This is a genomic window from Marinomonas shanghaiensis (genome assembly GCF_003259175.1).
In the GTDB taxonomy this organism is placed as follows: domain Bacteria; phylum Pseudomonadota; class Gammaproteobacteria; order Pseudomonadales; family Marinomonadaceae; genus Marinomonas; species Marinomonas shanghaiensis.
The window spans coordinates 20,686-43,990 of sequence record NZ_QGOK01000034.1 but is presented as its reverse complement, the minus strand read 5'-3'; the positions used below and the strand labels follow the sequence as shown (position 1 = coordinate 43,990).

18 protein-coding genes are annotated in these 23,305 nt (G+C 45.0%); 5 read left to right on the top strand and 13 right to left on the bottom strand.

Annotated features, from left to right (window positions below; genetic code table 11):
- Positions 1 to 39 precede the first annotated feature (39 nt).
- A complete protein-coding gene (gabT, locus tag DKT73_RS19255) occupies positions 40 to 1,317 on the bottom strand; it encodes a 4-aminobutyrate--2-oxoglutarate transaminase (RefSeq protein ID WP_111640141.1) in 1,278 nt (425 codons plus the stop codon).
- A 99-nt stretch (positions 1,318 to 1,416) separates the two neighbouring features.
- Positions 1,417 to 2,883 carry an NAD-dependent succinate-semialdehyde dehydrogenase gene (locus DKT73_RS19250; protein ID WP_111640140.1) on the bottom strand — a complete coding sequence of 489 codons (1,467 nt, stop codon included), beginning with the start codon at positions 2,881 to 2,883 and terminating at the stop codon, positions 1,417 to 1,419.
- Between the two features lie 310 nt (positions 2,884 to 3,193).
- On the opposite strand from DKT73_RS19250, the gene DKT73_RS19245 reads away from it, so the two are divergent.
- Positions 3,194 to 4,093, top strand: coding sequence for a Fe(3+) dicitrate ABC transporter substrate-binding protein (locus tag DKT73_RS19245; protein ID WP_111640139.1), 900 nt, complete (start codon positions 3,194 to 3,196; stop codon positions 4,091 to 4,093).
- A gap of 79 nt (positions 4,094 to 4,172) precedes the next feature.
- Here DKT73_RS19245 and DKT73_RS19240 read toward each other — a convergent pair whose 3' ends face one another.
- The 5 genes from DKT73_RS19240 to DKT73_RS19220 are packed head-to-tail and all read right to left on the bottom strand — an operon-like array spanning position 4,173 to position 11,526.
- The gene (locus tag DKT73_RS19240) at positions 4,173 to 5,399 is read right to left on the bottom strand and encodes a type III PLP-dependent enzyme (protein ID WP_111640138.1); all 1,227 of its coding nucleotides are present in this window, start codon (positions 5,397 to 5,399) and stop codon (positions 4,173 to 4,175) included.
- Positions 5,389 to 7,242 carry an IucA/IucC family protein gene (locus tag DKT73_RS19235; protein WP_111640137.1) on the bottom strand — a complete coding sequence of 618 codons (1,854 nt, stop codon included), beginning with the start codon at positions 7,240 to 7,242 and terminating at the stop codon, positions 5,389 to 5,391. Before DKT73_RS19235 ends, DKT73_RS19240 begins: the two co-directional genes overlap by 11 nt.
- On the bottom strand, positions 7,239 to 8,507 hold the full coding sequence (locus DKT73_RS19230; RefSeq protein WP_111640136.1) for an MFS transporter: 1,269 nt from the start codon (positions 8,505 to 8,507) through the stop codon (positions 7,239 to 7,241). The genes DKT73_RS19235 and DKT73_RS19230 overlap by 4 nt, the downstream gene beginning before the upstream one ends.
- Positions 8,489 to 10,321: an IucA/IucC family protein gene (locus tag DKT73_RS19225; protein WP_111640135.1), complete on the bottom strand. Its 1,833-nt coding sequence runs from the start codon at positions 10,319 to 10,321 to the stop codon at positions 8,489 to 8,491. Before DKT73_RS19225 ends, DKT73_RS19230 begins: the two co-directional genes overlap by 19 nt.
- On the bottom strand, positions 10,318 to 11,526 hold the full coding sequence (locus tag DKT73_RS19220) for an ATP-grasp domain-containing protein (RefSeq protein WP_111640134.1): 1,209 nt from the start codon (positions 11,524 to 11,526) through the stop codon (positions 10,318 to 10,320). Before DKT73_RS19220 ends, DKT73_RS19225 begins: the two co-directional genes overlap by 4 nt.
- A 362-nt stretch (positions 11,527 to 11,888) precedes the next feature.
- Here DKT73_RS19220 and DKT73_RS19215 point away from each other — a divergent pair, with 362 nt between their 5' ends.
- From DKT73_RS19215 to DKT73_RS19205, 3 genes are all read left to right on the top strand, one after another.
- The gene (locus DKT73_RS19215) at positions 11,889 to 13,937 is read left to right on the top strand and encodes a TonB-dependent receptor (protein WP_111640133.1); all 2,049 of its coding nucleotides are present in this window, start codon (positions 11,889 to 11,891) and stop codon (positions 13,935 to 13,937) included.
- A 43-nt stretch (positions 13,938 to 13,980) separates the two neighbouring features.
- Positions 13,981 to 16,092, top strand: coding sequence for a TonB-dependent receptor family protein (locus tag DKT73_RS19210; RefSeq protein WP_111640132.1), 2,112 nt, complete (start codon positions 13,981 to 13,983; stop codon positions 16,090 to 16,092).
- 128 nt (positions 16,093 to 16,220) lie between these two features.
- Positions 16,221 to 16,889: a GntR family transcriptional regulator gene (locus DKT73_RS19205; RefSeq protein WP_111640131.1), complete on the top strand. Its 669-nt coding sequence runs from the start codon at positions 16,221 to 16,223 to the stop codon at positions 16,887 to 16,889.
- Positions 16,890 to 17,177: 288 nt separating this feature from the next.
- On the opposite strand, the gene DKT73_RS19200 is transcribed toward DKT73_RS19205, so the two are convergent.
- From DKT73_RS19200 to DKT73_RS19185, 4 genes are all read right to left on the bottom strand, one after another.
- Complete coding sequence (locus DKT73_RS19200; RefSeq protein ID WP_111640145.1) at positions 17,178 to 18,428, bottom strand: NAD(P)/FAD-dependent oxidoreductase; 1,251 nt, start codon at positions 18,426 to 18,428, stop codon at positions 17,178 to 17,180.
- Between the two features lie 50 nt (positions 18,429 to 18,478).
- Complete coding sequence (locus DKT73_RS19195) at positions 18,479 to 19,414, bottom strand: 4-hydroxyproline epimerase (protein WP_111640130.1); 936 nt, start codon at positions 19,412 to 19,414, stop codon at positions 18,479 to 18,481.
- On the bottom strand, positions 19,402 to 20,382 hold the full coding sequence (locus tag DKT73_RS19190) for a dihydrodipicolinate synthase family protein (RefSeq protein ID WP_232827938.1): 981 nt from the start codon (positions 20,380 to 20,382) through the stop codon (positions 19,402 to 19,404). The genes DKT73_RS19195 and DKT73_RS19190 overlap by 13 nt, the downstream gene beginning before the upstream one ends.
- A 169-nt stretch (positions 20,383 to 20,551) precedes the next feature.
- On the bottom strand, positions 20,552 to 22,075 hold the full coding sequence (locus DKT73_RS19185; RefSeq protein ID WP_111640128.1) for a KAP family P-loop NTPase fold protein: 1,524 nt from the start codon (positions 22,073 to 22,075) through the stop codon (positions 20,552 to 20,554).
- Positions 22,076 to 22,173: 98 nt separating this feature from the next.
- Here DKT73_RS19185 and DKT73_RS19180 point away from each other — a divergent pair, with 98 nt between their 5' ends.
- Complete coding sequence (locus DKT73_RS19180; RefSeq protein ID WP_232827937.1) at positions 22,174 to 22,530, top strand: hypothetical protein; 357 nt, start codon at positions 22,174 to 22,176, stop codon at positions 22,528 to 22,530.
- 58 nt (positions 22,531 to 22,588) lie between these two features.
- Here DKT73_RS19180 and DKT73_RS19175 read toward each other — a convergent pair whose 3' ends face one another.
- Positions 22,589 to 22,969, bottom strand: a complete 381-nt coding sequence (locus tag DKT73_RS19175; protein ID WP_111640127.1) for a helix-turn-helix domain-containing protein — start codon at positions 22,967 to 22,969, stop codon at positions 22,589 to 22,591.
- Between the two features lie 28 nt (positions 22,970 to 22,997).
- Positions 22,998 to 23,297, bottom strand: coding sequence for a type II toxin-antitoxin system HigB family toxin (locus DKT73_RS19170; protein ID WP_111640126.1), 300 nt, complete (start codon positions 23,295 to 23,297; stop codon positions 22,998 to 23,000).
- Between the last annotated feature and the right edge of the window lie 8 nt (positions 23,298 to 23,305).

Below are 23,305 nucleotides of genomic sequence, written 5' to 3'. Positions count from 1 at the left end.
GAGGCGGTAACGCCTCACCCTACTCGATATTATTTCAGCTTAAACCAACGCTTTAAAGCAGCGTTTGAAAATCTCCATACCTTCGTCGATCAGTTCCATTTCAATCGTCAACGCTGGTAGGAAACGGATAACGTTACCGCGAATACCACAAGACAAAAGCACTAGACCATTTTCAGACGCTTTGCCTGACAGCTTTTTAGCCAGTTCAGGATAAGGTTTGTTAACATCACCGTCGTGAACGAATTCCACAGCAATCATGGCGCCAGAGTTACGCACATCACCGATAACGTTCGGGAATTCCGCTTGCAATGCTGTTAGGTGCTCAACAAAGCGTGTACCGATCTGTGTGGCACGCTCACATAACTTTTCTTCTTCAATGACTTCGAATACCGCAAGGCCAGCGGCACAGCCAACAGGAGAGCCACCGTAAGTGCCACCTAGACCACCAGGAATCGGTGCATCCATGATATCGGCTTTACCCACAACAGCAGCTAACGGTACGCCACCAGCGATGCCTTTTGCGGTGGTCATAAGGTCCGCTTCGATACCGGCTTGTTCGTGGCAGAACATGGTGCCTGTGCGTGCAAAGCCAGACTGAATTTCGTCAAGAATGAGCAGCATACCGTGGTCATCACATAGCTTACGAAGTTTCTGTAGGAAGCTAGTAGAAGCCTTGTAGAAACCACCCTCACCTTGTACTGGCTCGATGATGATGGCTGCCACGCGAGATGGCTCGATGTCACAAGTAAAGCGCAATTGCAGGTCAGCAAGCGCTTGCTCTTCGGTGATACCTAAATAGTCATTTGGGTAAGGGACATGGAAAATGTCGCTTGGGAAAGGACCAAAACCAATTTTGTAAGGGTTCACTTTACCAGTCAGACCCATGGTCATGTTAGTACGACCATGATAGCCACCGTTAAACGCGATAATACCAGGACGACCCGTGTGGGCACGGGCAATCTTCACGCAGTTTTCTACCGCTTCTGCGCCTGTGGTAACGAAGATAGATTTCTTCGGTGTGTTACCTGGTGCCGCTGCGTTTAACTTTTCTGCCAAAGCCACTGCTGATTCGTATGGACTGACCATGACACAAGTGTGAGTAAAGCGTTCGATTTGCGCGATGGTTGCTGCTTTCACTTTCGGGTGGTTATGGCCTGTGTTTACCACAGCAATACCGGCACCAAAGTCAATATAACGCTTGCCTTCAACATCCCAAATTTCAGCGTTTAAGGCACGGTCAACATAAACCGGAGCCATGTTTGCTTGACCGCGAGCGATCGCACTTTCTTTGCGTTTTTGTATATCTGCGTTTTTCATTTTGTCTGTTACCTTAATGAGAGCAAGCTCTATGCACATGAAGCGGCGCGGTTGCTCCGCTTGTTAATCGATATAAGAGAGGTTGTGTGAGGTAAAACCTTACGCCAAGCCGCCCATGCACAAGTATTTGATTTCAACGTATTCGTCGATGCCGTACTGGGAACCTTCACGGCCGCTACCCGACTCTTTTACACCGCCGAACGGCGCGACTTCACTGGAAATAATACCTTCGTTAATCCCCACCATGCCGTATTCCAAGGCTTCAGAAACACGCCAGATGCGAGCGATATTTTGGGAATAGAAATAAGATGCCAAGCCAAATGGGGTATTGTTTGCCATCGCAACCGCTTCTTCTTCGGTTGTAAATTTGAACAAAGGCGCAACCGGGCCAAAAATCTCGTTAGAGAAAATGTCCATGTCTTCCGTCACACCAGTCAAAATAGTCGGTTCGAAGAACTGAGCGCCAGCCGCAGAGGCTTTTGATCCACCGATAAGCGCCTTCGCGCCTTTTGCCATAGCATCGCCAACCAGTTGTTCCACTTTGCTAATCGCCGCTGGATTGATTAGCGGACCAATGTTCACGCCTTCAGCAAAACCATCGCCTGTTTTGAAAGTAGCAACACGCTTAGCAAGCTTCTCTGCGAACGCATCGTACACGCCTTCTTGTACTAAAATACGGTTTGCACACACACAGGTCTGGCCTGCATTGCGGTATTTAGAGGCGATCGCGCCTTCGACCGCGGCGTCTAGGTCGGCATCATCAAACACGATGAAAGGTGCGTTGCCGCCCAATTCCATCGACGTGCGTTTCACCGTTTGTGCGCACTGAGACAGTAACAATTTGCCTACAGGCGTCGAGCCCGTGAAAGACAACTTACGAACCGTTGGATGACCTGTTAATACGCCACCAATGGCTTTTGCGTCTTTACCGACCACCACGTTCAATACGCCCGCTGGAATGCCTGCTTGATGCGCAAGTTCAGCCAGAGCCAAAGCACACAAAGGCGTTTCATCTGACGGCTTGATCACAATCGCACAACCTGCGGCCAGTGCAGGGCCCGCTTTACGCGTGATCATTGCAATGGGGAAGTTCCATGGTGTAATCGCCGCCACCACACCAATCGGCTGTTTGATGGTCAAAATACGTTTGTCTTTAGCGAACGTCGGAATCACATCACCATTTAAACGACGCGCTTCGTCCGCAAACCAATCAATAAAAGACGCACCGTAAGCCACTTCACCTTTTGCTTCAGCAAAAGGCTTGCCTTGCTCTAATGTCATCAAGGTCGCCAAGTCGTTTTGGTTGTCTAAAATGAGTTGGTTCCAACGACGCAATAATGTCGCACGTTCTTTCGCGGTACGGCCTTGCCATTCTTTCTGGGCTTTTTCAGCGGCCTCAACCGCCAGCGTTGTCTCTTCTGCGCCCAAATCGGCTACATCAATGATGTGCTCGCCATTGGCTGGGTTGGTTATCGCGAACGTCTTACCAGACTTGGCCGCGACCCACTCGCCGCCAATATAAGATTGGCTTTTCAACAAAGTGGCCTGAGATAGTATTGCTTTCATAAAGACTCCAGACTTGGCTAAGGAGGATAATTTGTCAGTGCTGCGTGTTATTAACTTAGCACTTTTAATACCAATCGATAGTAGGCAATGGCCACAGTTTGAAAAATGAGAAGCTATCAATTCAATGTTTGATATTTTTCAAACATTCATCTTGTTTTGGTCTTTATAAACAAGGGTATGGATAGAGTGGTGAGGCTGGAGGGGGTGATACATTGTAATATGACCGACTTAACCGACAATCTATAAGTGAAATTGATAGCCATTCTCTTTTGAAATATGATGTAGTATTCCTAAAAAAAGAGCGCTTATTATGTTGGTTCGCCATGTCTTTATTTACGTATTTTCTTTTTTATTGTCAGTGTCTTCTTGGGCTTACCCAAGTATTCAAGATGAAAAGGGTTCTTTTACTCTCCCCTACGCGCCTAAACGCATTGTTGTGCTAGAACTGTCTTTTGTGGATGCGCTTGCGGTCGTTGGTATTTCTCCTGTCGGTATCGCTGACGATAACAACCCGAATATCTTGCTACCTGAAGTGAAAGCTAAGCTAAAACCATGGACGTCATTAGGCATGCGTTCGCAACCAAACATGGAAAATATCGCTGATTTACACCCAGACCTTATTATTGCGGACTTTGAACGTCATGCTGCAGCGTATGACAGTTTGTCTCGCATTGCCCCAACATTGTTGCTGAAAAGTCGTGGTGAAACCTATGAAGAGAACCTAGAAGCAGCGGCTAAAATTGGCATTATTGTGAATAAAAACACACAAATGCAGCAAAGAATTCAGCAGCACAGAGCAACGATGGCAAAATATAGAAAAACCCTAGAACAAAAGGAAAACCTGGGGAGTGTTCAGTTTGCTATCGTAAGCTCACGTGGCATGTGGCTACACGGCCCTAATTCTTACGCTGGTAGTGTGTTAACGGCACTCGGTTTTCCCAGCACGATCAAAAATCAATTAGACACGCCCTATATCCCAGCAAGTTTGGAGCTTTTGTTGCAGGTGAATCCTGACTGGTTATTGATGGGAACTTATGGCGATAAAACGGTATTGGATGATTGGCGTAATGTGCCTTTATTTCAGTTGTTGTCCGCGGTTAAGAAGCAGCAGGCCATCAAAGTTTCACCTGAGCTATGGTCTTTGAATCGCGGCATGATGGCCGCAGAAGGGATAGCGAAAGATTTGTACAATGTTCTATATGGTAAGTAAACCAAAAGAGTGCTGATTACCATTGAAAAACGCTCTTATTGATAAGCTACAAGCAATCAAATAAGAGCGTTATTTTTGATTAGAAGAAATAGAACTTAGGTTCAGGGTGCATTAGAAATGCTTGGTGAGAAATATTCCACGCGTAAGCGCCTGCTAGGGTGAAGACAACGTAATCACCAATCTGCAACTGCTTTACGGGTTGTTGTCTAGCAAGTACATCTTTTGGCGTGCAAAGTTGCCCTACGATGCTAATAGCTTGATTTTCTAGGCGGAGATTTTGTTGCTCGCTGGTTTCGAGAGTGGTGTTAGCTGCTTTTCGGCTTGGTATCACAACAAAGGGATGGTTATGCGATTGTGCTGCTGGGGTTCTAAAATGATGAGTGCCACCACGGCAAATTGCGAAGTACTCCCCTAAGTTCTTTTTAATATCAATAACTTCCATTGCATAATAACCACAAGGTGCACTGATAAAACGACCACATTCAAAGCGTAACTGGGTTGTTTCCATTCCCTCTTGTACTATCAACTGATTAAGCTGCTGGCAAAAGACTGGCCAATCAAAATCTTTCCCTGGCTCAATATAATTAATGCCCATGCCGCCGCCTAAGTTGATGTTTAGGCTACCCAGTTGATACAAGGCTTGCCACTGTTTGACCATATCAAAGTAGCGTTTGATCAGCGCGATGTGGCGATCTGTCTCTAATTGGTGAGACATTAAGTGGAAATGGAATCCCTTGAGTGTCAGTTGATCAGCTGCTTTTATGATGTTTAATGCGCTATCAAGATCTTCTTCATCTAATCCAAACGGTGTTGGTTTCCCCCCCATGGCGAGTTTGCTCAGCGTGATGTCGCCAATATCTATGTTCATCCGAAGATAAACAGGCGCGATCACATCAAGAGAGCGGGCCAGCACTTCCAGTCGATTCAATTCGGTGATGCTTTCTACGTGAATGGCATCGACACCTAACTCAAGGGCGGTTTTTAGCTCGCTATTGAGCTTTCCAGGTCCGCCGAAGATCAGTGGCTTTTGGGTATTTTGCTCCGCTAAATGAAGTAATTCACCTCCAGAAGCGGCTTCAAATCCAGCAACATAAGGTGCCAGCGTTGCCAGTATCTCTGGTATAGGGTTGGCTTTGGCGGCGTAAAACAAAGACACATTATTGGGTAACACAGACACCATGTTTTTGATGCGGTGTTTGAGTGAGTCTAAGTCGTATAAATAGGCGCATAGCGGATCGTCTGGTTCTCGCGCCGCGAGTTGATGAATGTGTGTTTCCAACTCGGGTGAAAGCATTTTACTGTCCATTGTGTGTCGCCTCTTGCTGTTGCTTGTTCGTTTGCCAAGGCGAATGAATCTGAGTGTAGTTGGATTCTCTGTCCGCCTTTTTCATTAATCGTGTGGTGAAGTTGTTTTTGCTAGGGATACTGCCACCGTTAATAAGTGCTTGGATCTCGGGTTGCTCGCCATTAATGGTTTGCCATTTTTGAAGCTGGTTTAACAATCGGCTCCATAGCTGGTTTTCAAGACTGAGGTCACCGTTGGCAAGATAGAAAATAGTTTCACTGAGGTTGTTGATTAAAGTGCAGTAGCCAATACGGTTCCAGCCATCGTCTCGTGAGTAATAGACGGATTGGCGTGCACGCTCGGACAGTGAGGACAGTTTCTCTATCGGCCAATGTTCTGGTAACAGTTTGGTGCCTTCTAGGTCGCGAATATAAACACAGCACGGCAATCCTTCGTCAAAGCCTATTAAGGTATTTTGTAGATGTGGTTCGAACACCACGCCGTGCTTGAAAAAGTAGTTGAACACGCCTGGTACTAGGCTGGTGGCATAATGCTCAAACCAAAGACACGCAATCGCTTGATAAGATTGATTGGCCTGCTGAGCTTTGGTCTTGATGCGTTTAGCGATCTGGCTGTTACCTTGCTTGTCATAAGCAAATAACGCCGCAGCAAGAGTGGGTTTAACGATGTCAATTTCCGCTTGCTGGAAGTTCTCTCGATATAAAATCCCGAATGACTCCTTTGCTTGAATTACCTGCTCGTCTTGCTCTGGCGTGGCAAGTGAAGAAAGGTCAATGGTGGTAGCGAAAGGCTCGACCATCACTTTGAATAGCGGGTTGCACAACTGTTCCTTATCGCGAATGGGTTTGAGAATCTGCGTCAGTTGTACTGCACTGTCTAATTCGTACCAAGCATTTTTACGAATGCAGTTAGTAAGCCGAACATTGATGGAAAACTTGGTAAACCAAGGTAGATCCGGATGGTACAAGGTTCTAACTGAAGAAGTCGGGAACAGCGTTTCTCCACCTTGCCCTAAGGGAACAATTTGCTTGCTTGCAATGGCTTGTTGGATCAAGGGATTGGCTAACAGAGTATGGGCTTCCCAAGGGTGACATGGGTACAGAATATAATCTTTCTTACCTTGACGAGGTTGAATCGTTTCTTGTTCGGGTTGCAGCACTTCTAACGCGCTAAGTGGTTGGTTTTCTTTGCTTGTTAGTCCTTGAGTAATAAACAAGGCTCGTTGTACTTTGAACCAATACAAAGAAACACTGGCGCCGACTTCTGGTGAACAGGCTTGTATTTCATCTATGGGTACACCAGTACGACTTTTTGGTGTCGGGTGAAAAGCATGGCCCCACAACAAGGATTGTTCTGAATCGATGAAAGCATTACGTAAAAGATTGGCCTGAGTTGTGTTTGGCAAGTCAGCTTCAATAAACCGTTCCGTAATGGATAGGCTATTTTTTAATTGCGCCATTAACTCTTGGTTAAAGTCGATATCCAAGGCCACACTCAAAGAATGTAATAGCCATTGCAAGGAGCTTTCGGCATTAAGCGGCTTCCAACTATGGGCTGAACACTTTAGCCAAGGACTGCCCATGAACTGGGCTTTGCCAATAGCACTAATGTACATAACTTTTATCGCCATTTTGGCTTTCAGCTCGGGAAACTCAATCAGCAGAATAGGATTTGCAGAAAATCGACGAATGGTTAATGGCAATGTGGCGTCTTTGGCTTGCCACGACACCTGATGATGAGGAATCGCGTATTCACGTAAATAACAATTTAAGACACCAGTGATGGATTGACGTTGTACTTGTTCGTAGTTGAGCGCCTGAGACGCGTTATTAAGAGCATTCATCGAAAGTTAACTCCTTTTACTGAAGAGGGATGGCTAGACGTTGATTCAACCTGATTATGCTCAAGTGCGGAGGGTTTTAAGCGTGTTTGCGATAACACCAAAGCAAGCAGGCTGACCGCTGCCGCAAGTAGGAATGTGGCTGTGCTTTCATCTAAATAGCGACTGACGATATTGTCTGAGACTTGGCTGGCCGTTGTTAAAAAAGCCGCGCTCAACCCAGCCAATACACCGCCCCATTTTGACATGGCATCAAAGGAGGCAAACACTTTTCCACTGGCGTTAGGGTCGAAACTTTCTGTAAGTTTTTTATGTAGGCCGTGAAAACAAAACACCATGGCGAGACCAAACAAAATGCGAGCTAAAACTATGCCGACAATGTTGGGAAGCAGATGCAGTAAACAGGCGATAGCTAAGGTACTGAAACCTATGGCAATAGTACGCTGCGTCGTTTGCTGGATAAGATGAATCTTCCCTGCAATGAGCAAGTACACCAAGTGTGGTAAAGCGTATAAAAAGCCGATCCACATTTGACTGTCTATGCCACGAGAATGAGCAAAGACCGCAAAATAGGGAAAGGTCACGACCATGGCGAAGGCAAACAAAAACTGCAATACATAGAGTGGCCGCAAAGACACTAGTTGGACGGATGCGCCAGAGAGTTTTGCATCGTTTGGCTCGGTTTGTGTTGCTATTGATAATTCTGCCTTAGACGTATCTTTAGGCAACATGAGCGTCAGCATAAACGCGATTAATGGTAGCGCTGCGAGGTAAAGGTAAGCGTCTAATGGGCGAATATACGCCAAAACACCGCCTAAACTAATGGGCGCTACCACCAGTGCAAGCCGAGCAGAGAGTTGGGTTTTATTGAGAGTTTTACTTAACAAGCACCTTTCTTTGATCTGAGTAGCCAAATAGCCATTTGACGCCGCCATGGCACCACCAAATGCACCTTGAACTATTAGCCCAAGAACAAAGGTTGTCATGTTGTCGGCTATACCACACAGGAAAAAACCCAAAGACAAGCCAATCTGAGCGCGTAGTAAAGACAAGCGCCTGCCGTATTTATCTGCAAAGCACCCCCAAAAACGAGCCGCTAAAGCGGTACATAAAGTCGGCAGAATAAAAAGCGCCCCTGCCCACTCGATAGCGTTATGACCATTCAGTGTTGGCAACACATAAGGTAAAAACAGCGGCATTCCTAATGCCGCCATCGAAGCGATAAAGTGACAGAATAATACGCTGTAGATTAGCCTATTGACGGACATTCTGTATCCTTTTTCATATATATCATTTTTTCTGTATGGAATTGCTCTAGCGATCCAGTGAGCGGTTGGCTGTGTTTGAGAAAGTTAGGAGCCGTTTTTCCATAAAATTTATTGATGTCCGCTGCGCCTGAGGTTTGTTTAGACAGCAGGCTGCCAGAACTGAGAAGATATTTTGCATAAAGCATGTCGTCTTCTAGCAATAGTTGTCTAGCAAATGCCGTAGCACAGCCGGTTTGCTCTAGGTGAGTTAAAGTAAGATCGATAGATTGCTGGATAATTTTATATAAGGCGCTTGGCTGCGCAATGCCCGCTTTCCCCATGGCTTCAACGATTGCGGCCATATCAAGCTGTAAGGTAATGGTACTATACATCTGTCCTAAAGCGAGCTCGTCTTCCACGAGAATTCGCTTGTCTAATAGGTCGCTGCAAGCTACGGGCGCTGCCATCTCAAAGGGATGGAATCGCTCTGGCCAAACTCTCGCTGCATCGTTGTCCTTCATTACCATGGTCATATTGCCATCGGGATCGAAAGCCAAGATAGCATTTTGCTGATTACTCTCTAGGGCGATGCCATAACGTAACCATAGTGTAAGGTGGATACGGTTGAGTAGCGCGACATAATCCGTAAACCAAGTGAGGACATCGGATTGATAGTATTGATCAGCTAAGTGCTCTAAAAATAACCGTTGGTCGGGCATGGGCGCGGCCAGTGCGGCAACTGGAATCAAGGTTTTATCGGCGATTTCTTGGGTTGGGTATTGGCGAACAATGTAGGTGAATAGCGCGTTGTCGCCCATATGCCCACCGTGCTCTTCTTGGCAATGGGTGTAGAGGCCTGAGAGTTCGGCATCAAGGCTAGATAAGTGAGTTAATAGCTTTTCAAACCAATGGCCATCGTACATGGTTGAAGGTTTAACAAGTCGAATGTTTTTGCTGCCGAGTGTCCGCATCATGAGTGGCACTTTAATGTGGATGTGTGGCATTAGACTTACACTTACAGTTCGAACAGACAGCGTAGGAGTCACCTCAAGAAATGCTTTGGGGGCTTTTATTATGCCATCGGGTAAGTCGTCTAAGGTTGCAAAGGTCATTGGATGAACAGGAAACAGTACACAGTTCTCAAGGCCAGTTAAACCAACATCTTCCAGACTTGGCCAGCAAGCGGGCGGCGCGCTAGTGAGTGTGACGCTTTTGTTATCAATGGCAATCCAGTTAAGAGAAAAGCTTGGAGAAAATTCGGGGGCGTAGTTTTTTAAGTCTTGTTCGCTAAAACCAAATTTGGCACGGGCGCTAGGGTAGTAAGGATGATCTAAATAAGAGGCAATTTGATCCGCTAATAACGCTTTTTCATACCACGATTTTATGCTCGCAATCGGCTGTATTAGACGATGTTGATGCGCTTCAAAAGCCTGTTGGCAAAGAGCGCCCTGCTCTGCCGCACAGTCCAGCTCTTGCAAATAATGATCTAGCAATTCTATTGAGTCTGCTGAGCGGCCTTTTTTGAGCCAATGAATCCAATCTTGATAGGTTTGTTTGAGGTCGACACACTCGGTGCTTTCTTCTATCCAAGCATCACCTGTATAACGCCAGACTTGCATGTAATCTGTTGCTACGACAGGCAGGTAGATTCTGCTTAGATCTGTGCCCATAACAAGCCAAGTTTGGTCACTTGGTCTTTCTAAAAAGACATTGAGAAGTTGGCCTGGTAGTTGACTCACAATGTCCCCAGAGGAAACTAAAGAAAATAGGTTTTCTCTCAGGCAGGTATCAATTAGCCGTTGGGTTAAGTAAGTATTGCGATGATCATATGTCATGCTACGGCCTCCTTTTCTAAGCTAACATGAATATTATTTAGTGTGGTTTCAAGTGCACTAGATAAGGATTTGCCAGAGGTCGATGACAGCGACAAGCGTGCTAAGTAGTCTCTATTAGAGTGGCTTAACGTAAGCAAATCCCCTGCTTTTTTTAGTACCTTGTATTGTATTTGAATGTCGCCTTGCTGGCGTTGGAAGGATTCTGGTTGGCCTGAAACGATGCCGCTTTGCTCCGCAACCACATAGTGAATATGAGCAGATCCATTAATAACGGCATGATCTGGAACCGGGGCCCCTTGGTGAAGTTTAAGTATGGTTTCGAACCAAGAGTATGGCGCTAGGCTATCCAGTAAGAACTCACGACCATCGCCAATGCTGCGGTAATTGATTTCCACTAAAATCGGGCCATTTGGGCTGATAATGAACTCGCTGTGGCAGACGCCAAAACCAACACCAAAGGCCGCAAGTTGTGCTAAGCAATCGGCTTGATATTGCTGACTCAATGGGCCATTCCAGCTTGCCGCAGTTTCAATAAAGTGTGGGGGTCGGCTTAGTGATACATCGAATCCACCCACAGGAATCAAGTGTTTGCCGTCACCTAGTGTTTCAATGGTAATCAATGGCCCTTCGATGAAGCTTTCAAGCAAAATAGCTGTATCTGAGTGTGTTTGCCAATAGTGTTTGCAATAGTCTTTTAGTTCTTCGGTATTATTGCAAAGTGTGACATCCATGCTAGCGACCCCTTCTTTTGGTTTTGCAACCAGCGGGAAGGTTAAATTGGTCGGCAAGGCGCTGTGCGATGTTAAAAGCCAATTAGAGACACTCGGTAGCCCAAGAATGTCTAAATGTTGGCGCGTCAGCTGTTTATTCTTGGCTTTTAAGCATGTCTGCCAAGGCTTAGCCGGTAAGTGAAAAAAGTCCGCAACAATAGCTGCTGATGTTTGTAAGTGGTCACTATTGCTAAATACAATATGAGGGTCGAGCCCTTGGCTAGCAATCGTGTCAATGATATCAAGTGGGTTAAAAACATCGCACTCTAAAATAAGATCTGGGGCGAAATTGCTGTCTTCAGCGGCAAGCTGGAGGTGGTCAAATTTGTGATCGGTAATTAATACCGTCATACCATCGAAAGCCTTAGCGGCAGGTACAAAGCCATGAGTGACGGCATCGTTAACAACATGGCTAATGATAATAATACTTTTCATTAGTGCGGACTCCTTTTCTTACAAACGAATAATATAGAGAGCGTGACACAGAGATCACGCTACTCTCTGATTACCTGCCCATCTTTCGGCGACTTGAGCGAGCTGAATGCTACAGAAAAATACCGACTTGTAAACACTAATGAGAATTATTTACATTAAAATTTAAAGATAATCTCACTATAACTGTTTGTTTCTACATTTTTTTATGAGGTGGTTTTGCTATTAATCATTGCGCAAAACGCAACAAATCATTTCTTATTGTAAATATAAATGATATGTGTTCTCATTATCAAAAGTAAATATGTGTAAATTTACTTGTCTATCGCGTTTTATTCGAATGCGTAATATTTATGGAAAAAATAATGAGCATGAAATCTTTCATTTTGACGCCTTTGGTTGTTGCTATTTCTTTCACTTCTTTTTCTGCTTTCGCGCAAGAAGATAATGTTGACGTTCTCTCTGATTCTACGCTGGATAAAGTGATACCTTTGACCGTTCAAGGCTATAAGGGCTATGCCCAAGAGTTACCAACATCTGGCAGCAAATCTGATGCTGAATGGCTAGATGTTCCACAGTCTGTATCTGTTGTCACGGACACTGAAATGAAAGATCGTGGTGCAGTTAAGCTAGTCGATGCGTTAGATGGTGTAGCTGGCGTTAACAATACATTGGGTGAAGGCAGTCGAGATCAATTTGTAATTCGTGGTTTTGATTCCCTACAAGATATTTACCGCGATGGTTTACGTGACGATGGTAATTTGCAGTCTTACCGCAGCTTGGCAAACCTAGAACGTGTTGAAGTGGTCAAAGGGCCTGCTGGTGCTTTGTACGGACGAGGCTCCGCAGGCGGAATTATTAATCTAGTGACAAAACGGGCTAATGGTGAAGAATTTACGCGTTTATCTACTGGTTATGGCAGCAATGATAAGCTTACAGGTTCAATCGATACGTCAGCTAAATTAACCGACACTATCAATGGTCGTTTGAATGTGGAGGTGCGTCGTGCGAATTCTTTTGTCGATCATGTCAATTCAGATGATTATTTTATTGCCCCAACATTTCAGTTTCAGCCATCGGATGATCATACAGTCAACCTAGACATTGAAGTTATGCATCAAACTCTAGTGCCTTATCGTGGTATACCCTCTAAAGATGGCAAGCCAGTGGATGTCTCTCGTCACACTTTTTTTGGTAGTAAAAATGATTACCAAGAGTCTGACAGCGTTCGAGTGGCAGTAGATGATGAGCTTAAATTTGGTCCTGATGTGACATGGAATAATCGTGTCGCTTTTACAAGAGTGACATTGGAGCAACAAGGCACTCGACAAACTACAGCAGCGGTAACGGGTGCCAATACTGTGGCTCAAACGGTTAACAATTTTGGCTATGATCCACGTACCACTGCGACACTTCAGTCCGAATTAAAGTGGGATGTGGGCAATCAGCAACTGTTGTTTGGTGCGGATTACAATCAAATAGACATTGATTTGAACCTAAGAAGTCTGAGTTTACCTGCAAAAAGTATTGATAACCCTGTTGCAGATAACGTTGCGAGCCCAGGCTTTCCTGCTTTTCGAGAAAATACGACCAAAACCTTTGGTTTGTATATTCAAGATATCGTTACGTTAGGCGACTGGTCCTTTACTGGGAATATTCGCCAAGACCACATGGATTTAGATCAAACGACGGCTGCGGGCTTGAAGACTAATAATGACGATGACAAGACCAGCTATCGTGTTGGGGCGGTTTATCGTCTTACAGACAATATGTCTGCCTATACCACTTTTGCTAAATCTTGGCAGTTGCCGTACGGTGGTAGCTTCATTAGTCCTACGCTTGCCGAATTCTACTCTACGAAATTAAAAGAAGTCGGTGTTAAAGCCTACTTGCTTGATGACGCCCTAATGCTAAATGCGGCCGTGTTCCAAATTGATCAAGAGCAGCCTCAAACCAATAACAGCGGTTTCATTACGAGCAAAATCGAAGCTCGTCACCGAGGGCTTGAACTTGAAGCGCGTGGACAATTAACGAAGCAATTAAGCGCAACGGCTAGTTACACCTATCTAGATGCAGAGGATCGAGAAACAGGTAAAAAACCAAACGACGTGTCCGATCAGCTGATTTCCCTTGGCACGACGTATCAGCTTAACGATGCATGGCGCTTTGGTGGCAGCGTGAAATACGTTGGTGACCGTTACGCTGGTAACAACGAAGCAGTTGACCTCGGCGACTACACCACAGTGAACGCCATGGCGTCCTATCAAACCGGTAAGCATAAAGTGCAATTTAATGCTTACAACATTTTTGATGAAAAATATTTTCTAGGCTCTACCGATGGTACCTCCGGTATCAACTCCATTGGCTACGGTTCACCCGCAGAGTTCATGGTCAGCTACAGCTACGAACTTTAATCATCTCGCCTTATTATTTTGTTGTTAAGGAAGCACTTGTTCTATGTCTATTCAAGAAAAATGTTCAGTAAACACCGCAGTATTTCGCTATTCCATTTTGGCCTGCTCTATGATGTTTGGCTTGTCTGCCCAAGCAGCTAGTGAAGCAACGGATTTAAAGACGCTTACAGTAAACGCGAGTGTGATCGGGGAATCGAAAGAGTCAGATGTTAAAGAATACGCTGGCAGTCGAACGGTTATCTCAGCGGAACAGATGACTAAAACTGCCGCTAAGTCTATTGATGATGCTTTGCAACAAGTGCCTGGTGTTAAGGTACAAGATGAAACGGGAACGGGTGTATTGCCAAACGTTTCTGTCCGAGGTTTGAGTGCAAGCCGAAGTGGACAAGCACAGTTTCTAATGGATGGTGTACCGCTAACGCTCGCGCCATATGGTCATACTGGACAATCTGTATTCCCGGCGACTTTGTCATCATTAGAGCGTATCGATGTGGTTCGTGGCGGCGCTGCAGTGCAATATGGTCCAAATAACGTTGGCGGTGTGATTAATCTTGTGACAAAGCCAATTCCAAAAGACTGGGAGTCGCAAGTTAGTAATCGCATCACCGGATTTGAGCACAGTAGTAATACATTGAATGACTTGTATTTGCGTACTGGCGGTTGGGTAAACGATGATTTTGCCATACAGATTGAAGCTAATACTCAAAATGGTGACAGTGCTCGAGATCACTCTGATACCGATATCCAGAATTTCCAAATCAAAACCGACTGGTTGATCAGTGACACCCAAGAGCTGCAAGCCTTTGTGCAACGCTATGATGCTGATACCGAAATGCCCGGTGCCTTATCAACTCAAGCGTATCAAGCCGATAGAACACAGTCTCAGCGTACGAATGATACTTATAATGCCGATGCAACACGTTGGCATTTGAAGTTTTTACAGGATTTAGATTGGGGCAATGCCGCGCAATTTGAGGTATTAACTTTTGGCCATCGTGATACACGTAATTTTGTATGGGGCTTTAACCGTACATCTGGCGTTGCTTGGTCTGATCCAAGATTTGCTTCTACCGATATCCGTAATTCGCCTCGCGAATTTAATGTATTTGGTGTGGAGCCTAAATTGTCGGTGGCATTTGGATCGCCTGAAAGCGTAACGCAAAACCTGATTGTGGGTATGCGTTATGTGAACGAAGACATCGATTATCAGTTACGTCAAACGGATATTTCAAGCGGTGCGGTAACGGTGCCACGTGATTGGAAAATGGATACCGAGGCGGTTGCTGCTTATGTCAGTGATGAAGTTGGTCTAATGAATAACCGCTTGAAAGTAACACCTGGTGTGCGTTTTGAATCAGTTCATATGAATTATCAAGACATAGGTACAAATCCTGAGCAGAGAAGTAATCAGATTAACGAAGCTTTACCTGGGTTAACGGTTGCTTATAATTTGACGGATGATTGGGTGTCGTACGCCAATGCGCAGAAATCTTTGCGTGCACCACAGATTTCTTCCATTCGTGGTGATGGAAATAAAGATGGTGAACTATCATGGAATTATGAGGTGGGCGCCCGTTATACTCATGGGCGAAACGCTTTTAATGTCGCCTTATATCGAATCGATTACAAAGATCAACTGGAATGGATTGCTACCGAACAAACCTTTGAAAATGCTGGAAAAACCCTTCACCAAGGTATTGAAGTATCGGGTCGCTATGGGCCAGAATCCTTGCCTGACTTGAGTTTAGGTTTGGCTTATACCTACCTAGATGCGACCTATGAAGAAGGCGATAACAAAGGCAATGAGCTCATAGACGCGTCAAAACACCAAATCTCTTGGGACGCAAGCTACAACTTAGCGGGTTACCAGTCAACGGTGTCTGGTTACTACTACAGTGATGCTTTCTCGGATGCGGCGAATACTACAGAGGAAAACGCGAGTGGTTCGTTAGGTAAAATACCCTCTTACACGGTCTGGAACCTTAACGTCAGCAAAGATCTTTATGAAGCGGGTAAAACGAAGCTGAGTATTGATGTAGCGGTCAACAACGTATTCGACAAGGAGTACTACTTCCGTGGCGTTGATACCAGCCCTGTTGGTCGTTACCCTGCCTTAGGCCGTACTTACAGCGTGACAGGTAATCTTACTTTCTAAGACGGCGAACGGTTTCAAACAATCTACGACAAGAGCTATAAAAAAAGCGCCGCTAACCTCACGTTAGCGGCGCTTTTGCGTATAATAGCTTGATCTTCCTGTATTTTAGCTTGTGAAGGAGTTGTCGTTTGGCGCCAAAAAGAGCGGTTGTTCGTCAGAGTTTACCCGATGTCATAGCGGCGGATTTACGTCAGCGTATTTTGTCTGGTGATTTGGCGGAAGGGGAACTGATTCGCCAAGAACTGTTGGCTGAAGAATACGATGTATCGCGTATGCCCATTCGTGAAGCATTGAAGCGCCTTGATGCCGAAGGGCTGGTGGTTTTTACGAACAATCGAGGCGCGACCGTCACCAAGCATTCTCTAGATGAAATCGCCGAAATCTTTGATGTGCGCATGATGCTCGAAGTGGATCTTTTTACTCGTGCTATTCCCTTGATGCAAGCCGAGCATTTTGAGCGTTGTGAGAGCATTCTTAAAGAGATGGAATTATCTTATCAATGTGGTGATGTTGCAGCATGGGGACCATTAAATGCCAAATTTCATGGTGCACTTTATGCCGCCGCCGATAGAAAATTAACAAGTAATCTATTAGGGCGTGCCAGCCTACAATCCAATCGCTATGTCAGCATGCACATAGACCAATTGAACAAATCCCAAAGTGCTCAACAAGATCACAGTGACCTACTGGCGTTGGCAAGACAAGGGGATGTGCAAGGCGCGGCCGATAAATTACGCTCTCATATCGAAAACACCAAGCTTCAAGTGCTTGAATGGATTACCGCTGCTCGGCGGTAGTCAGTCTTGTCAGATGAGCCGACTACGAAAACCAATCGCCCTGTGCATCTAAAAATGTAGGTCGGATGAGACGAGGTACGAGGCGTTATCCGACACCATACGTGACATGCGCCTGAGTACGGTTGTGATTTCCTCATCAGGCCTGCAAAACCGATTTTTATTCAGATTCTTGACGTTGCCTTTATTGCTGATAGCAGATTAATAAGCGTGGCGTTTTTGATGAGGTAGGCGATAGTTTCGAAGAAAAACGCCACTCGTTTAATCTGCTTTTGCGCAGATTAGAAAGGGTTAAAACCGAGTGGCTGAAAACGGCGTAAGATCAATTTCTGGTGTGGCATTACTAACAAGTGCAGCCACAAGTTCAGCGGTTCCTGCCGATTGAGTGAGTCCTAAATGTCCATGTCCAAAAGCATAGACAACGCGTTTAGATCGGCTTGAATAGCTAATCACGGGAAGGCTATCAGGCATGGAAGGGCGAAAGCCCATCCATTGTTTTCCGTCTTCGATTTTTAAACCAGGTAAAAATGTTTTCGCTTTATCAAGCAAGATTTCAGCCCGTTGAAAGTTGGGTTTTAAGTCCAATCCACCTAGTTCAACCGCGCCGCCAACACGTACGCCTTCACCTATTTTGGTCACCACAAAGCCATGATTGCTAAACGTAATATGCGTCTTTAAATCGAATGCACCAGATGGCAGTGTCGTGTTGTACCCTCGTTCGGTATCCAATGGCAAACTGTCGCCAATAGATTGCGCTAAAATTTTTGACCAAGCACCAGCACAAATTACCACTTGATTGGCTTCATAATCGGCCGAATCACTTTTCAAATTGACAGAATTGTCTTTCAAATCAATGGAATGAATCGACGCGATGACGATTTTACCGCCACGTTTTTCAAACTCGTTGGCTAAGTGCTGAGTCCATTGGGCAGGATCGCAGACGTTTATCCATTCTGGGGTAAAGGCCGCATGGGTGAATCTAGGGTGAATGCCGGGTTGGATTTTGGCGATGGCTTCTGAACTAAGTAAAAACTCATAGACGACGCCGTGTGCTTGTCGAGTTTGCCAACCGGCAAGACTGGCACTGAATTCTGCTTCGCCTTCATACAGCTGCAACTGCCCTTCTCGGCGGATCATGGCTTCGCCACCTACCGCGTCGATTTGGCGCTCCAACGCCGCCTTGGAAACCGCCATTAAACTGGCTTGTGCCGCGAGTGATGCTTGGTATTTATCCTGCCAACTGGCGCGCCAGAAACGCAACATCCAAGGAAGGATTTTCAGTGCATAAGCCGGTCGCAGTGATAAGGGGCCAAGAGGGTCGATTAACCATTTTGGTGCTTTGCGCATAATGCCAGGTGTTGCCAGCGGAATGACATCGGCAAAAGCAAAGGCGCCAGCATTACCCGCAGAGGTTTCTGCAGCGACGCCTTTTCGATCCAACACCAGCACTTGTCGGCCTTCGGATTGCAGTTTTAATGCAATGCTAATGCCTATGATTCCGGCACCAATTACAATCACATCCTGATTTTTTGTACTGTCCATTTCGGTTTCACCCATTATCGCTAAGCTATTTTGTGACTTTGAAGAATCTATTAAGACAAGCTAATGCCATTCTTCAACGGGTCGTTGGGGTTCATCATTAACGTGGCTTCTTTAGTGACAAACGCTTGTCCGGTAATATTTGGAATAATGGAATCGTTTGTTACTTGCTGATAGCTCAAACGATAACTACTGCCAATGGTACTTTCTTGAATAATTTCTTCGCCGGGCGCAAGGCGATTATCCGCTGCTAGACACGCCAAACGGGCGGAGCTTCCCGTGCCACAAGGGGAGCGATCATAAGCATTGTCTGGACACAAAACAAAGTTACGGCTGTGGCCGTTTTTGTTCAAAGCTGGTCCATAAAGAACAATGTGATCAATGATGCCGCCATCTGTACCTGTTAATTGCTTTGCTTCAATGGCTTCACGAATTTTGATCGAAACGTCAGTGAGGTTGCGAATATTACTTGGAACCACAGGAACAGGGCTTTTATCGACGATAAAGAACCAGTTTCCACCGTAGGCCACATCGCCAGAGACTGTACCTATTCCTTCGATTTCTAAGCTTACATCTTTGTGCAAGCGATGACTGGCGACGTTTTTCACGGTCACTGTATTGGCATCAGACAAGGTGACTTCAACCACGCCAACGGGCGTCTCAATCTTATGAGTACCCATACCAATTTTACCCATGTGGGCCAAGGTTGCAGCCACGCCAATGGTGCCGTGGCCACACATACCGATAACCGCTGCGGCATCGAAATAAATCACCCCTGCTACGCAGGTTGGATCGACGGGCTCAACCAGCATCACGCCAACCATGGCTTCTTGCCCATAGGGTTCGGCTACCACGGAACGATAAAAATCTTTATGTTCCGTCGCTAATATCTTGGCGCGTTCCGCCAATGAGCCAGAACCTAAATCTGGCCCGCCAGACACAATAACGCGGGTTGGCTCACCTTCCGTATGACTGTCTATGACTTGCATGTATCTATTACTCCACCTTGTGTCGCCCAATCCGCAAACCAGTCTTTGAAGAGGGCATATTGTTCTTCACAGTAACGACGTTGCGCGGCGTTAAGCTCGTCCGTTTCGTTGAAGTGTAATCGATACGCTTCTTCGCCGTTTAAGACAAGCAAATATTTGAAGAACAATACCAATTCTGGGCCTTCGTCGAAACTGGCCAGAACGGAAAAGGCTTCTTCTAATTCTTGGGCTCGAACGCGAGCCTCTGCGTTGCCTTTTGCTGCTAACTTACATAAGTTGGCGAGTAACAGCACTTCCTTCGGTAGTGCCGTGCCAATACCGGTGATGGCACCCACCGCGCCGCATTTAACAAAACCGTGATACACCGCCGTATCCACACCCACCATCAGCAAAACGTCATCGTCTTGGGAGGTGATGTTTTCCGCGGCGTAGCGCAAGGCTTCTTTACTGCCAAATTCTTTAAAACCGACCAGATTTTTGTGCTCGGCTCGCAATGCAAAAAACAAATCAGCGCGGGTTTCAAAGCCATACACAGGGCTGTTGTAGATAATCGCTGGAATCGACGGCGCGGCTGCTAAAATCGCCTTGAAATGATGTTTCTGTGCGGCAATCACCGAGCCACGAGACAGCACACGAGGAATCACCATCAAACCCGCCGCACCGACTTTTTCCGCGTGCGCCGCCAAGGCCACCGCGGATTTGGTATTAATCGCCCCCGTGCCAACCACCACAGGAATGCCTGCATTCACTAAGCGCTCCACCCCTTCCATGCGCTCGGCATCCGTTAACAAAGGCCAATCCCCCATAGAACCGCAATACACCACCGCCGACATCCCCGCCGCGATCATCTCCTTACCCTTCTTCACCAAATTATCGAAATCTGGCGTACGATCCGCCTTACAAGGCGTCATCAGCGCCGGCATGATACCGTTGAAAACACTCACATCTAAAACAGAACGACCCATCATTCGCGACCTTTTTTAAGAAGTTGAAGGATTTTACTAGCAAAAAGTAAAAATGGATTTTGTATCCAAAATATACCTAGTGCAAAAAGTAGTCAATTAGATTTGGCGTTAATTTAGAGAATTCAGGAGTAATTTAATGATGAAAAATAGAAGGAAGAGCTAAGCGACAAGCTTAGCTCTTTTCGAAGTAAGTGGAAGTTCTTCTGACTAGACCTATCATCTCATCAGGTGTGCATATGCTTTTATCTCCAGCATTTAAGTTTCTGCGAATGGCGTTAAATTGGTTGTGGCAGTCTGATTCACTTATAAAAATATTTAATATACGAGGATTTCTATCTGCGCGAGATCCTTTAAAAATTGGCCAGCCAGTAATTTGTTCAGCCACACTGCTTTCTTTTTGAAAGATATGGAAGTGATTAATAGTTTGCGCCAGAAAATCGGACATCTTTTGATTTTTTGTCGCCTGAGAAATTTCTCTCGCGTATTTACTACTGTTAGAAGGTACTTTGTAGGAATATAAAATTGCGCGGCTGTCTGCTAGTTTATCCTGCTCTCCATCATATATTGTTCCGATATATAAGTTCTCCCCAAATATAGCTGCTAGCAATAAATAGATACAGAACTGATATTTAAGCACTTCTGGATCCGTCAATAGGCCTTCTGTAATGTCTATTAAGTGCTTAATTGTACGTAAACTTAAATTGTGCTTATTGAGTTCACAGAAGATACAAAATGCATCTTGAAGTTGATCTGCTTGACTGATCTGGGGGAAGGTTTTTAGTTTTGAGAAGTCATAATCTTTTATTTCAAAGGCTTTTTCTGCCTTAATAAACTCCAATAAATCAGGTTCTGGCAACACCATTCTTTGGTTAAAAAATCGGCTTAAGTACTCTCGTGAATTAAAGTCTTGCCCATAAACAGCCTTGATTGAATGTTCGAGCTGTTCAGTATCGGTGGATAGCACAAAGATAACGTTTGGAATATCGAAGAGGTGCTTCACCGTTTCTAGCATTTCGATGGCATAGGTTGGTCTACAACGGTCTAACTCATCAACAAAAATATAAGTTTTTTCTTTTGGTTCGTCTTTACTGTTATTGACGAGCCCTAAGAGCTTTTGTAGCTCTTTTTTAAACTGCTTAGCAAAGCTTTTGTGAAGTTTATGTTTTCCAAATGCCTCATCTGCAAAGGCTCCATGGCTTGTTATTGCCTTGTTTGTACTTATGTCATTTAGAGAGTCGGCAGCGCTATCAAAAATGGCTTTCAATTCTTTATTGGTTTCCTCCCCCCACACCCATGTTGCAAGAGCCCCTTTTATAATTGACGGCGCTATCGCTTTTCCAAGGCTTATAACGCCTCTGGTAAGCTTTTTTTCCGCTTCTGTAAAATCCTCTCTGCTATCTTGTTCATAGATTTGCTCCAGTATTTCCGCTACCAAAATAGACAGAGGATCATTGAGATAATCCGACTCCCAAGCATCTATTTTAATCGCGATATAATCCTGCTTTCTTAGAAGCTTTTGCCATTCTTCTACAAAGTAAGTTTTCCCTGTTCCCCACCCGCCATTAAGGTTGGCAACGAAGGCATGTTTTTCCGTATCGCGTGTATTCAGGTAAGCTGTGAAACGTTCTGCAAGCTGCTTACGTTTTCCGTTAGAAGCGCAGTATTCAAAAGGCTGGATCGTTTGTTCAGTGCTCATGAAAAGTCCTTTAATCGGTTAGCTTTACGATAACAGATTACGAGAAGTACAAGGAACCTATAAGATAGAAAGGATTATGTTATTTAGTTGGAGAACTTGTGTTGCCCTATTTCGATCAGTTTATGCAGCAGTGGAAAGTGTATTTAAAACAACAGCTTTCCCTATATGAATTGCGTTATGTCGCCTCGGACGCTGGTGATCGTGTGGATATTAAAACGAATTCACTAGTGTATTTCCGTTGGCTTCGGACGACTTCTAGAGCAGGCGATAATTTCGATGACTCAAGGGATGACGTTGCTTGGGTGATGTTGGAAAAGCAGTTAAAGATTTTTGCGGAAAAAGCCGAAAACGGCACGTTTGACTTGGTTTCTAAGCTGCATCTTGAAGAAAGCCAAATCCAGATAGTTCTCAATTTTAGCTATGATGACGAGCAACATATCGTTTATGTGAGTTGATAAGCATTTCAGACTAGATCTTGTATTTCATGATATGTAAAAGAGAAAAGCCGTTTGATCAAACGGCTTTTTCATTGTCTAAGCGGTAGTCTTTAATCAAACATTCTAAAGGGATGTGTAGACCTTTATTCAAGCTGCGGATCATTCTTAGGTTTAACGGTCTTTTTTTATTTAAGATCTCGCTGACTCGACTACGTTGACCTAGATATTCGATTAGATCGGTATCCTTTAAATTCAATTGTTCCATGCGAAATTTAATGGCTTCGATTGGATCTGGTGGATCGATAGCGTGATGCTTCTCTTCATAGGCTTCGGCAAGAGCCGCCAAAATTTCCATCTCATCGCCTTCTGGCGTATTCGGTTTAGCGCCACGTAGGCTACGCATGCGCAAAACAGCAGCGCCTAGATCGTCATCGTTTTTAATGGGTTTAATATTCATTTTCTCTCCTTTACTTAAAGTACCTCTACTAAAGTGAATTGATATCCACTTTGTCGTATTGCTTGTGAGTGCCTACGAACAGTACATAGCAGTGAGAGCACTCGTAATCTATTTCAACAACTAAGCGGTATTTATTGCCGTGGATATTGAAGATTACCTTGTTATTTTTTACGACACTCGCATTACGATATTGCTCCTTTATATCGTGTGGTGTTTTCCATAAAGCATGTTTTGCTTCATCGTGCCATGCTTTTAGTGGCTGTTCAGAATCCTGAAATTCCTTTTGTTCCCAAAATTCTCTTAGTGTTCTTTTGGTGAATATTCTCATGTGACTTC